The 15,250-nt window shown below is 38.5% G+C and carries 22 protein-coding genes; 2 read left to right on the top strand and 20 right to left on the bottom strand.

The window, feature by feature from the left end; translation table 11 throughout:
- Positions 1 to 39: 39 nt before the first annotated feature.
- The 17 genes from BN985_RS14750 to BN985_RS14670 form a co-directional block, all read right to left on the bottom strand.
- Positions 40 to 1,416, bottom strand: coding sequence for an alkaline phosphatase (locus BN985_RS14750; RefSeq protein WP_042224367.1), 1,377 nt, complete (start codon positions 1,414 to 1,416; stop codon positions 40 to 42).
- 208 nt (positions 1,417 to 1,624) lie between these two features.
- Entirely contained in the window at positions 1,625 to 2,560 is a 936-nt protein-coding gene (locus BN985_RS14745) for an aminoglycoside phosphotransferase family protein (RefSeq protein WP_042224365.1), read from the bottom strand.
- Positions 2,557 to 3,105 carry a GNAT family N-acetyltransferase gene (locus tag BN985_RS14740; RefSeq protein ID WP_042224364.1) on the bottom strand — a complete coding sequence of 183 codons (549 nt, stop codon included), beginning with the start codon at positions 3,103 to 3,105 and terminating at the stop codon, positions 2,557 to 2,559. Before BN985_RS14740 ends, BN985_RS14745 begins: the two co-directional genes overlap by 4 nt.
- A 20-nt stretch (positions 3,106 to 3,125) precedes the next feature.
- Entirely contained in the window at positions 3,126 to 3,539 is a 414-nt protein-coding gene (locus tag BN985_RS14735; protein ID WP_052360707.1) for a DUF4181 domain-containing protein, read from the bottom strand.
- A 149-nt stretch (positions 3,540 to 3,688) separates the two neighbouring features.
- Entirely contained in the window at positions 3,689 to 4,405 is a 717-nt protein-coding gene (locus BN985_RS14730) for an alpha/beta fold hydrolase (RefSeq protein WP_042224362.1), read from the bottom strand.
- Between the two features lie 24 nt (positions 4,406 to 4,429).
- On the bottom strand, positions 4,430 to 4,855 hold the full coding sequence (locus BN985_RS14725; RefSeq protein WP_042224361.1) for a VOC family protein: 426 nt from the start codon (positions 4,853 to 4,855) through the stop codon (positions 4,430 to 4,432).
- A gap of 1 nt (position 4,856) precedes the next feature.
- Complete coding sequence (locus tag BN985_RS14720; RefSeq protein ID WP_042224359.1) at positions 4,857 to 5,555, bottom strand: aspartate/glutamate racemase family protein; 699 nt, start codon at positions 5,553 to 5,555, stop codon at positions 4,857 to 4,859.
- Between the two features lie 68 nt (positions 5,556 to 5,623).
- The gene (locus BN985_RS14715) at positions 5,624 to 6,136 is read right to left on the bottom strand and encodes a GNAT family N-acetyltransferase (protein ID WP_042224358.1); all 513 of its coding nucleotides are present in this window, start codon (positions 6,134 to 6,136) and stop codon (positions 5,624 to 5,626) included.
- A gap of 14 nt (positions 6,137 to 6,150) precedes the next feature.
- The gene (locus BN985_RS14710) at positions 6,151 to 6,519 is read right to left on the bottom strand and encodes a cupin domain-containing protein (RefSeq protein ID WP_042224356.1); all 369 of its coding nucleotides are present in this window, start codon (positions 6,517 to 6,519) and stop codon (positions 6,151 to 6,153) included.
- On the bottom strand, positions 6,516 to 6,965 hold the full coding sequence (locus tag BN985_RS14705; protein WP_042224354.1) for a YrvL family regulatory protein: 450 nt from the start codon (positions 6,963 to 6,965) through the stop codon (positions 6,516 to 6,518). Before BN985_RS14705 ends, BN985_RS14710 begins: the two co-directional genes overlap by 4 nt.
- 69 nt (positions 6,966 to 7,034) lie before the next feature.
- Positions 7,035 to 7,397 (bottom strand): hypothetical protein, encoded by a 363-nt coding sequence (locus BN985_RS14700; RefSeq protein ID WP_052360706.1) that lies wholly within the window; start codon positions 7,395 to 7,397, stop codon positions 7,035 to 7,037.
- Positions 7,398 to 7,545: 148 nt separating this feature from the next.
- Positions 7,546 to 8,034 carry a GNAT family N-acetyltransferase gene (locus tag BN985_RS14695; protein ID WP_042224353.1) on the bottom strand — a complete coding sequence of 163 codons (489 nt, stop codon included), beginning with the start codon at positions 8,032 to 8,034 and terminating at the stop codon, positions 7,546 to 7,548.
- 154 nt (positions 8,035 to 8,188) lie between these two features.
- Positions 8,189 to 8,557, bottom strand: coding sequence for a DnaJ family domain-containing protein (locus BN985_RS14690; protein WP_232225601.1), 369 nt, complete (start codon positions 8,555 to 8,557; stop codon positions 8,189 to 8,191).
- Between the two features lie 100 nt (positions 8,558 to 8,657).
- Positions 8,658 to 9,212, bottom strand: coding sequence for an SLOG family protein (locus BN985_RS14685; protein ID WP_042224349.1), 555 nt, complete (start codon positions 9,210 to 9,212; stop codon positions 8,658 to 8,660).
- A gap of 94 nt (positions 9,213 to 9,306) precedes the next feature.
- Complete coding sequence (locus tag BN985_RS14680) at positions 9,307 to 9,768, bottom strand: spore coat protein (RefSeq protein ID WP_042224348.1); 462 nt, start codon at positions 9,766 to 9,768, stop codon at positions 9,307 to 9,309.
- Between the two features lie 102 nt (positions 9,769 to 9,870).
- A complete protein-coding gene (locus BN985_RS14675; RefSeq protein WP_042224346.1) occupies positions 9,871 to 10,644 on the bottom strand; it encodes an ABC transporter permease in 774 nt (257 codons plus the stop codon).
- Positions 10,631 to 11,608, bottom strand: a complete 978-nt coding sequence (locus BN985_RS14670; RefSeq protein ID WP_042224883.1) for an ABC transporter ATP-binding protein — start codon at positions 11,606 to 11,608, stop codon at positions 10,631 to 10,633. The genes BN985_RS14675 and BN985_RS14670 overlap by 14 nt, the downstream gene beginning before the upstream one ends.
- A gap of 357 nt (positions 11,609 to 11,965) precedes the next feature.
- On the opposite strand from BN985_RS14670, the gene BN985_RS14665 reads away from it, so the two are divergent.
- Both BN985_RS14665 and yidC read left to right on the top strand, forming a co-directional pair.
- A complete protein-coding gene (locus BN985_RS14665; RefSeq protein ID WP_042224344.1) occupies positions 11,966 to 12,349 on the top strand; it encodes a hypothetical protein in 384 nt (127 codons plus the stop codon).
- On the top strand, positions 12,286 to 13,053 hold the full coding sequence (gene yidC, locus BN985_RS14660; RefSeq protein ID WP_042224343.1) for a membrane protein insertase YidC: 768 nt from the start codon (positions 12,286 to 12,288) through the stop codon (positions 13,051 to 13,053). Before BN985_RS14665 ends, yidC begins: the two co-directional genes overlap by 64 nt.
- 89 nt (positions 13,054 to 13,142) lie before the next feature.
- Here the strand turns inward: yidC and mscL are convergent, their stop codons facing one another.
- The 3 genes from mscL to BN985_RS14645 form a co-directional block, all read right to left on the bottom strand.
- Positions 13,143 to 13,532 carry a large conductance mechanosensitive channel protein MscL gene (gene mscL, locus BN985_RS14655; RefSeq protein ID WP_042224342.1) on the bottom strand — a complete coding sequence of 130 codons (390 nt, stop codon included), beginning with the start codon at positions 13,530 to 13,532 and terminating at the stop codon, positions 13,143 to 13,145.
- 120 nt (positions 13,533 to 13,652) lie between these two features.
- Positions 13,653 to 13,805: a small acid-soluble spore protein P gene (locus BN985_RS14650; RefSeq protein WP_042224341.1), complete on the bottom strand. Its 153-nt coding sequence runs from the start codon at positions 13,803 to 13,805 to the stop codon at positions 13,653 to 13,655.
- Positions 13,806 to 13,862: 57 nt separating this feature from the next.
- The gene (locus tag BN985_RS14645; protein ID WP_042224340.1) at positions 13,863 to 15,212 is read right to left on the bottom strand and encodes a dihydrolipoyl dehydrogenase family protein; all 1,350 of its coding nucleotides are present in this window, start codon (positions 15,210 to 15,212) and stop codon (positions 13,863 to 13,865) included.
- Between the last annotated feature and the right edge of the window lie 38 nt (positions 15,213 to 15,250).

Genomic DNA, 15,250 nt, shown 5'->3' with positions numbered 1-15,250 from the left:
CCAAGCATGTTATCTAATCAACTAATCTATCAACCGAACTCAATTACCGAAACTGATTCCTAGCGAATCTGCAATGAATTTAGGTAAATCTGTATTGTCATGAAATCCTGTGTAATTCTCTGCACCAGGGCCATAAACATATAGCGGTACATCTGCAGCAGTGTGGTTGCTGCTCGTCCACCCAATGTTAGCTCTGTTACTGATCAGACGATTTATCTCCGTTGCAGGGTCTTCCGCTCCTTGGATTTGTTGGATCTCACCAGAACTCCAATCCAAATCGGTGTATGTTTCCAGCACTTCGGCAATATTTGTACGGCCCTCATTCAACTCTGAAGCCATAAGTGAACCAGTTGCCTTTACGTTACTAAGTATTTCTGGTGATGCGTTGGATGGAGACCCATCTACACCAGTTGTCATTCCACCAGTTTCATGGTCACTGCCAACCACAACTAGTGTTTCACCGTCTTCTTCAGCAAATTCCAAAGCTGCTTTTACTGCTGCTTCAAATGCTTCTACTTCGCTTATTGCCCAGCCAGCATCGTTAGCGTGACCAGCCCAATCAATTTGACTTCCTTCTACCATAAGGAAAAAGCCTTCATCATCTTGGGACAAAATTTCAATCGCTACTTCTGTCATTTCTGCCAGACTTGGCTGAGCATCTTTATCACGCGCCAGCTCGTCAGTTAGTGCATCGTCTGCGAATAAACCAAGTAATTTATCACCCTTATTTAATGCTATATCATTTTGACTCTTTAATTGTTTTCGTGTTTCAACTAGTGTATACCCTCTATCTTTCGCGTCTTCTAATACATTTACGTCTTCTTGATTACCGCCCATGGATTTAGGGAGAAAATTGTTTTTCCCACCACCAAGCATAACATCCACTTCGTTTTCGACCATTTGTCTGGCAATTTCCGTTTCATTGTTACGACTTTCCACATGGGAAGCGAAAACCGCTGGTGTGGCATGAGTAATGGTTGATGTTGCAACTAAGCCCGTTGACATACCTTGTTCCTGTGAAGCTTCCAGAATAGTCTCAAGTTCTTCACCTTCAGGGCTGAGACTAATCATTCCATTGTTTGTTTTAACTCCTGTCGCCATCGCTGTACCTGCTGCTGCAGAATCTGTAATATTAGAATTGGCTGAGTGAGTGGTGTACATTCCCTTCATATGCTCGTCCCATACAGCATCTTCGCCCTTAAATAAACGATAATTCTTCGCATAATCTGCATTAAATCCATCGGGAATCATATAAATCACGTTCTCTACGCTATCATTCCCCTTCTTAGCTTCCACCCAATCTGGCTTGCCTTTCCCCGCCCATTCCGGCTTACCTGCTTCTACTGCAGGTACAGATCCCATCGCTGAAAATATAAGTCCCGCACTTAATGCAACGACTCCAACTTTTTTTAACATGCCATCTCTCCTCTCAAATTTAACTCAGTTCAAGCATAACTGGTAAATTTAAAGAGAGAATTAACAGAACGTTAATAAGCCGTGAATTTTTTTAGTAGAAAAGGTTCCGTGGCAATGTGCCTACATATGATTATCATTACATACTAAAAGTCGCGCTTTCCATCATTAAATGGTAAATAAGCGCGCTATAAAACTACTATTTTATATCTTATAACGTGTAGTTTTTCGAGTGATTAAGCATAGTTTTCACAAGACTCTCAAACAGCAAACGCTGTTCAGGTCGCTCCCAGTCCTCTGGTACCTCTGCCATTAGCCACATCACTTCATCCAAAAAAACATGCTCAAGAGCTACCTCCCAAAAGGTCTTTTCATTCTCCGTTAATTGGATATACTCTGAATAACCTTCCAAAAAAAGTTTCCATTGCGTTGTGGTAAAAATCTCAGCAGGAGCGCTATCCAATTCATTATGAAAGAGAAGCAGTACTAATGCTAAATCAAAAATTCTTGGTATCCACGTGGCATTATCTGGATCGATTAGATAAGGAGACGGGGTATAAATTAAGTTATTCGATTTGTAATCGTTTGGGGTAATAACATGAGGTAATGGTGCTGCCTTCAATTCATCCTGCTGACCTACAGCTTTATTAAATATTCTTTCCATCAGTTCAACATCTATGGGAACATTATACTGCTCAACATGCTCACGTATTTGTTCGATACTCTCTCGTACTTCACCTAAATTAAAATCATAGACATCGTATTCACTTAATTGGTACTCATTTTCTTTCGGTGAGAGTTCGTGTATTTTTCCAAGCAGTTTACCAGCCTCATATATTTCTCCGTCTTTACCAGTATATACATCACCCTTAATGAACGGATAAGCTACATAAACATCCTCCTCTATCTGTTGAGGATTATGCGTTGTTATATAAACCGGAGTGACAACATGCACTTTATTTTTCTTTAGAAATTGTAAATAGTCCATTAGCCTTTCTGCTTTATCTAACGGACGCTGGGTTTTCTTAATAATAACGTCGTCTTCCCCTCCTTTGGAAACACGATATACCGGGGAAAAAGCATAGATGCTTTCTGGCTCTTCACTTACATCAAAACCGAACCTCTTTAAAATATCTTTACTATTCATAAGTTCCCTCTCCTACTCTTTGTTCGGTATTCCATTAACCAGCAATCTCGATACTTCCCTTCATGATACTCATGTGCCGGCAGTCGTTTTATCCTTTTAAACCCGCATTTTTCATAGCAGCGTATGGCCCGATAATTTGTGACTTGGGGATCTAGAATAATAACATCTACCTGTTTTTCCTGTTGCAGATAATTAAGCATCGACTGAACAAGCATGGTTCCAATTCCCTTCCCCCAGTAATTAGGCTCCCCTATAAACTGATCCAGGCCGTATGTAACTTCTTCTTCATACCCTGTAAGGTTGCTCGTTCTTTCACAAATTTCATAGAATTGTATGTAACCAATGGCAACATCATCAAATTCTACGATACACTTATATACTTCAGGCTCATTCCCGTAGAAATCCGCTCTAACTTTTTGAAGATCATACGGATTGTCTCTTCCTTCGTAAAATGCTAGCACTTCTGGGTTAGATAACCATTTTTCAAGCGCGATCTCATCTCTTCTCTCAATAGCTCGCACAGAAAGTTTATCTTTTTTATACAATAAACATCACCCTTTAACCTTTACAAGTATTTGAATAATCCAAATCCTGCCGTTTGAATAAAAATCAAACTAAATAAGATAAACGTACCAAGTTCAATCAGTGTTATATATAGTGGTTTTCTATTTTGAGCGTACTTCCATTCCATGAAGGCACGAACCACTTCTTGTAATATAGCAAAACCTAATATCACATATATGGTTTCCTTCAAATTTCCTTGAAGAACATAATAGAAAATAGCAATACTCATTACAATCCTGATGCTCCAGTCACTTTTCTGATGGACTTTGTTAACATAGTTATAGGAAAAAAGTTTTTTATTGATATTAAATAATTTATTTAAGTAATACCTCAGCAAGACTTGTATAACTAGAGCCATGATAACTAACAAAAGAACATATATTAGAAAGGTACCCAAGTCAAAATTTCCTGCCATATTCTCTCTCCTTTCTCCAACACCTGAAAGAATTGTGATAATAGGCTTTTTAGACTCCCACTTTATACACCTCTTCCAATCACTTTTGACTGTATATCACCTTTTTTGCGATCATACAACCCTGAGGTAACTTCCTATCATAATTATCACTATGCTTTATCAATATTATTTAAAAACAACTCAAGAACATTACTATACAACTCAGGCTGCTCTAAATGTACATTGTGACCAGCGAAGGGAATTACGGAAACGTGGATCTTGTCATTCATCGCTGGATATACCTCAACACCTCTTGTTTCCAACTCCCTTTCTTCACCGACTAAAAACAATGTTGGCATTCCTAACTCAGAAAGATCACCTGTCAATTCAAATGGATACCAATCACTCTCTTCCGTTGAAGATAGCAAGGTACGCCAATCGCCATCATGTATATCATCAAAATAGGCGATTGCTTCTTCACTTTTTATTATCTCTGCTACTTGCTTTGTATCCTCAGCTGTTAGCTCTTTCCAATTAGCTGGTTTTCTGGGAATAATGCCAGATATTGCGAGACTCTTTACGTATTCGGGATACTGCTTGGCAAAGGCTAATGCTATAAGCCCACCCATTGAGCACCCGGCAAAATGTGCGGAGGAAATGTTGTCGTGATCCATTGTTTCTTTAAGGTCCTTAACTGAGTCTTGAATAATGTTCGAATAATCATCCGTAACAGACTTCCCGTGGCCTCGTAAATCTGGTTGTATGACCCGGTAATCTTTTTGAAAAAATTCCTTTTGTTGCTGAAAATCCACTCCACCTGTCTGCAAACCTGTATGAAGGAAAAAAAGCGGTTCCCCTGTTCCGTTTATTTCTCTATGTAATAACATGATTAACCCTCCAATTTTTTTACTTTAACCCCGCGCATCAGCGACAAATTTCTCTTTGAAATCAGGGCTCAGTTCACTCCAAATATCAAACTTGTTTCCGCTTGGGTCATAGAAGATAAAGTTTCTCCCTGCATGTCCACGATCTTCAACAGGACCCATTTTTATACCATTTTCATTAAATTGCTGGTGTAAGTTTTCCAATGCAGCCAGCCCATCCACCTCAAATGTCAATGAGAAATGAGTGTATCCATCACTATCCTCAAAATTGGCCGTTGCCTTTTCTGGAGCCTTCACAAGGAAAAAGCTCTGATTTGCAAAATTGATAATGGCTTTTTTCTCGTCCTGATACATCACATCAGCACCAAGATTGCTTTTATACCAATTTGAGGATTCTTCTACATCTTTTACGGGTATGTACGTTGTTCCTACACGCCATATAGTGTTAAGCATTTCATACACCCACCTCTAATGATTTTTCAACAGCTTTAATAGCATGAATGTGTGTCGTATCAAACACAGGTACTGGAGAGTCTTCTGCTTTTATCAAGAGACCAATTTCTGTGCAGCCTAATACTATGCCTTCTGCGCCTTGCACCACCATATCGGCAATAACCGATTTGTAATATTCCCTTGAGCTAGACTCTATCTTTCCATGGCATAATTCATTGAAAATAATCGCATTGACCTCAGCACGCGCTGCTTGCTCAGGCACGATTACCTCTATCCCATTGTCTTCAACTCTTTTTTTGTAAAAATCCTGTTCCATCGTATAAGAGGTACCTAATAAGCCTACTTTTTTAATCTTGGCATTTTGAATGGCCAAGGCAGTGGCATCCGCAATGTGAAGGATAGGTATTTTAACAGAAGCTTCCATTTGTTGAATCACCTTATGCATAGTATTCGTACAAATTAAAATAAAGTCAGCGCCAGCCCGTTCAAGAGAAGATGCACAATCAGCTAAAATCTTGCCTGCTCTTTCCCATTCACCAGTCTTTTGGCAATACTCAATTTCTTCAAAGTCCACACTATGCAGGACGATTTTGGCAGAGTGAAGTCCACCAAGACGTCTATTTATTTCTTCATTTATGATCCTGTAGTATTCAGCTGAAGATTCCCAGCTCATACCACCAATTAAGCCAATTGTTTTCATGATTTACTCTCCTTCATTAGTACGATTTAATATGCTGTAAGTTGAAACTAGCATAATGAGGAACACCCTTATTTATGTATATTGTTCAGGTTCAACCAACCATACACTTCTTCTTGGAGCGTTGTTCCTGCTACTGAAATTGTAAGACTATCAATCTTTTGAGCGCCCATAGCTTTATAAAATTGAACTGCTGGATTATCTTTCAAAACAAGTACCAGCATGGAATTCATTTGAAGTGTCTTTACGTGTTCCACTACCATGTTTAGCAGCTTTCTTCCTATGTTCATCCCCTGGAATTCCTTGAGAATATAAACAGCATACAATTCACCTTGAAAGTCATGGTATCCTTCTGTTTTCTTTACACCACCAGTAGTAAAACCAATTATCTCCTCTTGATCGTTGACTGCTACATATACCTGATCTGTTTTTATATTATATTTCCATAAGCTGGTCATGCTTTCATAACTAAGTTGATTTAAATAGTTGTTCTGGATAATCCCCTCGTATGTGGTTCGCCAAGCATCTACATGTACTTTAGCAATCGCTTGAGCATCACGTTGCTCTGCCAATCTTATTTGCACATTTTCACCCCTGACTAATTTCCCTTTCCCAGTTTCATAAACTTGCCAGGATCTATTCCTTCTCCCTCTATCGCAATAGCTGTCATACCTTTTTCCGTCTTAGTTTCATGCCACTCTCCCGTTTCCCAGAAAACAGCATCCCCCATGCTAACTTTCATTTTCTTTTGGTCACTTCCTCCAGATACAACCCCTTCACCTTGGATGATTAAAAGTAGCTGTTCTACTTGTGCAGCGTGCGCCCCTATGACACCTTCTGCTTCCAAGTGCATACAGAAAATTTGCACATTCTTATTCTCTATTTGAAGGATTCGTGAAAGCCAAAAGTTAGATTCATAGTGTGTTATATGTGTCCCCACTTGTTTATCAAACCGAAATTTTTTCATGCATCTTTTCCTTCCTTTTTATTCTCAAAAGCAAATTCAATAAGGGAAAAAACCACTGCAATGATTATCTCCTGTGGGACTGTGATGGTAATGGTAGTAAAAAGCTCGTCAACTGTAAAAATCGCCAGCCATGTCGATATACAATCAAACAAAATATAGAGGGATCTGCTGTAGCGTCCTATAGAAGCAGAAACCCGATAGAAGATCCCTATGAATATCAATTCGAATATGATGGCCACACCAAAGAACCATAAATTGAAAAAGACTAATGATTTGAGTGAGGGATACGCTATATCTAAAATTGTAAATAGACCAGCAAAGGCAAATAAGTAAATTGCAATGAAAACAGCAGCACAAAACACGACTAGCAATCCTAACAATAAGCCTACAATAACCTTCCCAATGATCCCTAATTCCTCATCCTCGTTATCCTTGTTTTTAGACATGACAAATTCTATCCCCTTTGTAAACCCAATGACTATCCAAAATCGTCATCGCTTAAATTTGTTTTTATCCTATTCCATACCGTTTATGCCAAATAGAATAAAACCAAACAGGAGACTGATTACCGAAACGCCTGCCAAAAACCATGCCACTGCCTGATTGTTTTTGCTTTCCTTCCATGTGGCAACTAAACAGAATATCGCTGAACTTAGCCATATGAAGTCAAAAAGAAAATTCCCCACATTAAATGAAAACTGTTCATATACTTCGGTCAGCGCCAACACCCAATGAAGCATAAGGGTAACGAATGCAACCCATGATAAACGATATGGTCGTTCTTTCCATCTCCCTTTTATAAAAGCTAAAATAATACAAACTGTAATAAAAACCGCTACTAGGCCTGTGGCAACATAGATATATTGTGATAAAGGCAAAAAATCCCTCCCCCTTACTCTAACCATTTACTCTTACACTTACCGAAAATACGTATGATTTCGAAAATTCCAGTCATACTTATGCTAATTCAATAGTTAAGAACCATTTTAATAGTACGTTTTTACCTCATAATTGGTTTCGTTGCATCTAACGTATTTCTTTGATCATCCGCACTGTTTTTAAAATATACCCATCTAGATCCTCTTCAAAAGTGGATTCCGCACGAAAGCCTTTAGCAATATAGAAATTTTTTCCAACTACATTTTTTTCTTCTACATTTAGGCATATCTTAGTAACCCCTTTTATCTCATTTATTCCTTTTTCGAGCATAGCTGTACCTATACCTTGTGCTTGTGTTTGTGGAAGAATATAGATGGCACTCAGTTCCACCTCCCCATCCTCCTTAACTCGAGAGAAGTTAGCAAAACCAATAATCTCATGATCTTTTTCAGCTACATACAAGAAAGAGTTTTTCACCCTTCTTTCCATCATTACATCGCTATAGGCCATGTTAATAAAATTTTCTTGAATGGTCTCTGGAATAATACCTTTATACGTTGCGTTCCAGCTCGTCCTTGCCACATGCTGTACCGCCGAAATGTCCTTTTCTCTCATTAATCGTATTGAAGTTTTCATGCAAATCCCACCCATATTCCCAATATTTTCAAACATTATATCATTAATCATAATAGGAAAGTACAAAAATAAGCTATTTTTCTGACATAATAATTAAACATGTATATAAAAAGAGACAAAATCGTAATCATGATTTCGTCTCTTCTCTACTTCTTTATTTTTCTATAATGCGATTTCGCTGCAATGAAGGAGGGCAGGCATAATTGTATTCCTTCACCAGCTTATTTATTTGTTTAATTTGCTTGGTTCGCTCTTTTCCTTCTATATGAGTGAGCTCCTCTTTTAAATGATCTATCTTATTAGCAAGCTCTATCCATCTTGGCAATACATGATTATCCTTCATCGTTTTATAAAGTTGCTTTTCTTCTGGATTTAAATAATCCTGTCCTAGTTGCAGAGGCTTTCCTTTACCAGGTAAGTCCGCAAATTGCCCATCACGTTCAGCTTTCTTTATTATTTCTGACATATGATCCTTATATTGTAGCCTTTCTTCTATTTCAAATGGCTCCTTCTTTTCACTCAAACTCAGCCACCCCTTTATCATCGCTTTTATATCTTTATTCGCTATTTTAAAGAAGATTCCTGCAAGATTGGTGGCGAATATTCGATCGAGAAAAGTAGCATCATTGCCAATAATCAGGATCTGACATCCGAATTTCCTCTACTATGTCATCAAGGTCCGCAGGCGTAATTGTATAAATTGGATATGCCTCTCCCGCTTCCTTGGCTGCATTATATAAAAAACGGTTACTACCCGGGAATTCTTCATCCATTAACAGAAGGCATGCATCACTTTTATCCACAAGCCACATGTTCTTCGCCTTAAACTGATAGGCTCCTTTGTAATCATCTTTATAAATCGGCTTAAAGAAGTCTGCCAGCATCATAAGCTCTTCATACTTTTCTTTAAGCGGATCAGGCCATCGACTCTCCTGGTTTTCAAATGGTGGAAATACTCCTAGCTTGATATCATATTCCTCCTGTAATGTAAAAATAATATCCGCCGTCCAAAGTTCCACCCCCATTTGGCCAGAAATGATGACCCATTCCAATCCTTCCTCAATAAATTGGATCAGCCTTTTTTGAATCGCAGCTTTTACAATATTAATCCTCGTATCATTTTCTTTAAAAATATTTATTTCGGCAGGCTTATAACCTGAAACAGCCAAGATTTTCATATGTATCCTCCAAACAATACAACTTTACAGAGTGTAAATTTGTGGTAAAGAAATAGGCTGACATCATTCACGTCAGCCTTTATTTCTTTCTAAGTTAACACCATTTATTTGGTTTTTGCCACTGTTTTGATCCACAGTGTTTACCATATCCTGGGTTCATTGCTCCGGCCACTTGACCAGGGTGATGACCCATGCCTGGACTCATCGCTCCGGCTACTTGACCAGGGTACTGCCCCATACCAGGACTCATCGCCCCAGCTACTTGGCCATTTGGCCCCATTCCAGGGCTCATTGCACCAGCTACTTGACCTGGCCCTGGAACATTGAAAGATCCACCGTACTCATTTACACTGTTTGACGTGTTTTGTACAGAAGTAGAATGCGGGAATACGTGCTTGTTTTTAACTAAGTGATGATTCATAACTGTAGTGTGTGAAGGATGAATATGCTCCACAACACTCTCTGAATATTGATTAACACAATTATATTTCGTTGGATGGACTACTTGTTTTGGTCTCTTACAGCCACATCCACAGTGATGCCCATGATGTCTCATTTAAAATCCCCTTTCTTGTGATAGGTTCATTAATAACCTATGACAGTTGACGGGATAGTGTATAAGACATCGACCTAGTACGAGAAATATTTACCCTAAAAATTAATAATGTGCGAGCAATCCTTTTTTCATCGCAACTTTTTCACAATAAAGGAAAACGGCAAGACCAGCTATAAAGTAAACAACAGCATTTACAAATAAAATGATGAAATCCCCTGCACCTAGTTGCGTTATTGTCGCACCATTTATCATCACATCTCTCACCATATCCACCCCTTTAACAAACGGGAAATAGGCTAGAAAAGGGGCTGTCGCCAGAGGTACAAAAGTTAGACCTGCTAAAATAAATTGGAGAATCTGCAAGAATGCCTGAACTTGCTTCAATATAATGGACATCCCCGCAATAATAAAACCGAGACCGAACATACTAATCAAAGACAGAATTAGAATCGGAAGAAGCGCCACCAGATCGAGGTTCAGTGATTGGCCAGTTGTTAGCATGGATAAATACAACAGGGCAACAATTATAATAATATTTACTAGGGTTGAAGAGAATAATCGAGTTATCATAATTCGCCACATTCCCATTGGTGACATACAGAGCTGTTCTAATGTTCCCCGCATCGCTTCATTTGTGATTTCCCAACCTATGTTATTAACAACCATCATGGCTAAAAACCAGAAAATGTAGTTGACGATAACATACTGCGTATTTACGTCTTGAGAACTTGGATCCCCAATTAATTGGATGCCAGCAAACATCCCAAGAAAGATGATATAAAAAGTAAAAATCATGGCTAGCGTGTTAGGTAAATACCGTTTCAACTCTAAATATTCTTTTCTTAAATTTGCTTTAAATAAATTAAGCCAACGCATGATCTGATGCCTCCCCCTTTACGATTTTCATAAAGATTTGTTCAAAGTTAATCGTTTTATGGTCGAATGATTCTACTGGGGTGCTTTCTGTTTTTAATACATCAAATAAATCATAGATTTCTTCATTCCGTTGCAGGTCTATTTCCAAAAGCGATTGATGGGTGTCTGGGATGTATGTAAGAGTTGGAAAAAATTGAAGTAATTTCGTATGTTGTTGATCTGTTAGAGGGGCACCAAGTGTTATCTTGTATGATCTGACAGCGAATAGGCGTAAGAGGTTCTCCACTCGATCATCCGTTACAATAGCACCATTATTAATAATGACTGTTCGCTCACAAAGGTCTTGAATAACATCCATATCATGTGAACTAATGATAATTGTACGATTATAGTCTTTTACAATGCCGCGTAATAGTTCTCGTACCTCATACCCTGTCTCCACATCAAGTCCGAGTGTAGGTTCATCTAAAAGAATTACGTCACTATCGGCAAGCATTGCAACCGCTATGGCCAGCTTTTGTTGCATTCCTCGCGATAATCGATTAACAAGCTCATTTTCTTTGTGCTTTAAATTGAATTTTGTTAGGAGGTCTTCAATTTGTGCTTTCGCTTCTTTTCTAGAGACCCCTCTGTTACCGGCAAAGTAATCGAGGTTTTCTCTAACAGTTAGGCGCCAATAAAGGTTTCGATTTCCCTCGAGTACTGAGCTAATATGGCGCAATGCTTTTAGTCGTTTATCCTGATTGTTTATTCCATTAATAATGATCGTACCTTCATCAGGCTTTAGTAAGCCGCAAATCATTTTAATCGTAGATGTTTTCCCAGCACCGTTTGGGCCAAGCAGTCCTAAAATCTCCCCACGTCTTACTGAAAACGAAATGTCGTTCACAGCCTTAACAACTTCATTTGACTTCCTTTTCTTGTACGTTTTTTTCAAGTTATTTACCTGTACAATTGTTTCCATTTTTTTCATCTCATCCCTTCCCTGTTTCTTATAATACTAACTTTAATGGATAATATAGAATGTTGCGACAATCTCAGGCATGAAAATACCTCAGTCTGAAGTCGGAGGAGGAAATCAGCCTCCTATGCTGTAATGATAACTTCTGTTTGGTTGGGGGGCCCTTCGAACGGCTGGAGCACCACCTTAAATCATCTCCACTCCAATAGCCTGCATTTCAGTGCCTAATTTCCATGTATTAACCCCTATCCTCAAAATGAAATGTTGTATTATAATGAAAGTATAGCAAATAAAAAGAAACTATATTGCTTATCATACGTATTAATTAATACAAATTAGATATAAAGGGGGTGAATACCAATGTTTTTAGAATTTATATCAGAGCTGGCAAATGACTTTTCTCCAGTATATGCATACGTGCTAAGTATTTTGATGTCTGTCTATTTTTCATACAGAGCTGCAGATATTCAGTTCGGTACAATTAAAAAGTCAAACGAAAATTATATGCGAAAAACACATGCTAGTATGATCCGTTCTTTGCCAGTTCTTCTTACCATCGGAGTAACTGTGGACAAGCGAAACTGGCGATCTCATAAGATGATGTATCGAGATGCCGACGATGATACTGAAGCTCCTACCTTCTCGTTTTACAACCAGAAAGATAAACGAGGAGGAGAACAATGGAAAAACAATCGGTATTCACACCTATTAAAAAATACAGCTTTGTCGGGATCATACTTTTAATTTTTTTAGCAGGTTGTCAGGGAAATGGAAACGAGGAATCAACAGGATGGTTTCAGCACTATTTTGTAGAAACCTTCTCCACTGTTATTAAAAGCACAGCGGGTTTTTTGGGTGATAATTACGGACTTTCTATCATCCTTATTACACTACTTGTTCGTTTGGCAATCATGCCGTTTATGCTGAAGCAAATGAAAAAGAGTGCTGAAATGAAAAAGCATATGGACGTAGTGAAGCCTGAAATGGATGAATTGAGAAAGAAATATAGTGATAAGAAAGATGTGGATGCACAAAGAAAGATGCAGCAGGAAATGATGGCCTTATACCAAAAACATGGTATTAATCCACTTGCGTCCCTTGCTGGTTGCCTCCCGCTACTAATTCAGATGCCCGTTTTACTTGGCTTCTATTATGCGATCAGGCAGACCCCAGAAATTGCGACACATTCGTTTTTATGGTTTAACCTGGGACAAACGGATTTGTTACTAACAGCTATTGCAGTAGTCATTTACTTCTTACAGGCCAAGGTTTCACAAATTAACATGGCACCTGAAATGAAAAAGCAAATGGCTATCATGGGATATTTATCCCCTATTATGATTGGGATTTTCTCGCTTAATTCACCCGCTGCACTCCCTCTATACTGGTCTGTAGGTGGGGCATTCCTAATCATTCAAACTCTTATTGCAAAGAAAAAATATTCCTAAAATATATAAGTAGAGAGCTTTTTACAAATTAAAAGGGTTGTACTTCAAATGGAGTACAGCCCTTTTCCCACATAAAATATTAATGCATTCTACTTCTTATTCTGTTCACGTAGCAAATCTCTTATCTCCATCAGCAACTCTTCCTGAACAGTAACTTTTTCTACTTCTTCCTCAATGACTTCCTCTTCCTTTTTGCGCTTTAATTTCATTACGAGGCGTACAAAAAGAAAAATAGAAAAAGCAACAATGAAGAAATCAATAATAGATTGAATAAAGGAACCGTATAATATCTCCGCATCACCAAAAGTATATTTAAGATTTGAGAAATCCACACCATTCATTAATACTCCCACAAATGGTGTAATAATATTTTCTACTAATGAAGTAACAATTCCGCTAAAGGCAGCACCGATCACAACGGCAATAGCCAAATCCATAACGTTACCTTTAAAAGCGAACTCTTTAAAATCTTTCCACATAGACTTTTCTCCTTCCTGACTAGATATATAAAAAATCATAGCAGAACTTCATGTTTATGTGAAACAGTTCGCCATCGCGTTCTGTAAAGAGAAAGAAGTATCCCAAAGGATACCTCTTCTTTACATATCATGATGAACATTACGATTTTGTCGAGAGTGATTCTTGTTCTTTACCTGCTTCGAACCACTTAACGGCTCTCCGTACGGCTGTTGCGGGCTTTGGGGCAATTTTGGCTTTTCTTGCTGTTTTGGACCTTTTGGTTTTTCACCCATGTCACACCCTCCTTTCAGCTATTGGTTAGCTTTTGAGAAAGAGGAGTAAAATATACACTATAACATGGATGGAATATCAGATACCCCAGTTGGAAAAGCATAGATAACACTTTTTAGTTTGCTAACTGGAATGTTTAACTGAATGGCCATGGCAAAATAATTAATTAACTCATCTGCTTTGCCACCAATCATGTGTGCCCCAAGAATAAGATCGGTGTTTTTATCTACAATAATTTTCACAGAAGCCGGTCCATCGTTGGTATGACTGTACGTAAACCAATCTGTAATATCTTGATGATTAATCTCTACATTATAATTAGCTTCATGAGCCTCTATTTCTGATAGGCCAGCACTAGCCATCTTTGGCTCAGAAAATACAACCGATGGGATTCCATGATAGTTTGCTTCCTGTTTTGTTTTATTTAAGATGTTATGCGAGACGATCTTTCCTTCCATTTCCCCAACAGGAGTCAATGGATAGCCTTTCGTATCTGCAACATCCCCAACTGCATAGACATGCTCATTGCTTACACTTTGTAAATACGTATTAACGGTTACACCTGTCTTACTGCTTTCTATGCCTGCTTTATCTAGTTGTAGATCTTCTATTTGCGGAACACGGCCACCACCATGTACAACCAAGTCACCATGGAAGGAAACCTCGTTATCATCTTGCTTAGCTTTCACTACATATTCTGTACCGTTTTGTTGAATTTCTTTTACAGAGCTATTTAAGTGGATGAAAATTCCTATTTCCTTGGATTTCTTTTGCAGCAAGTCGACCATATCTGGATCAAAAGCCTTTAATGTTTGACCTCCACGTTGAATGATGTGCACTTCACTCCCAGCTCTTGCGGCAATATGAGCGAATTCAAATGAGATATAACCACCACCTACAAAAATAACTCGGTTTGGTAGCTGATCAAGCTCAAGAAAGTCTTCGCTATATGCAAGATGCTCAGCACCATCAATAGGTAATGGGGCTGGCTTAGCTCCTGTTGCAATAACTATTTTTTCTGCATCTAACGTTTTTTCTCCGACCTTAATCGTATTTTCACCTATAAACTGAGCCTTGCCATGTAAGGTTTCAATTTCTGCTTTTTTAAAGCTTTTTTCTTTTGCATCTGGAACTGGCTCGGTAAAAGAGCGCTTGAACTCCATAAGATCTTGCCAATTTATTGTAGCAGAACGTTCTATCCCCTTTCCTTTCATTCGTTCTGTCTCATCAATCATCGTAGCCGCACTGGCTAGCACTTTTTTAGGATTGCATCCTCTTAAGGGACATGTTCCTCCATATTCACGTTCATCTATAACAGCAGTACGCAAACCCTCCTTCGCACTCGAGGTTGCAACTGCAGAGCCTGCTGGGCCTGAACCTATTACAATCACATCAAATGTATTTGACACTCTATCCTCTCCTACAACTTATTCATATATAATAAATT

It is taken from the genome of Oceanobacillus manasiensis (genome assembly GCF_000724085.1).
Classification (GTDB): Bacteria; Bacillota; Bacilli; order Bacillales; family Amphibacillaceae; genus Oceanobacillus_B; species Oceanobacillus_B manasiensis.
This window is presented reverse-complemented; position numbering and strand designations above follow the sequence as displayed.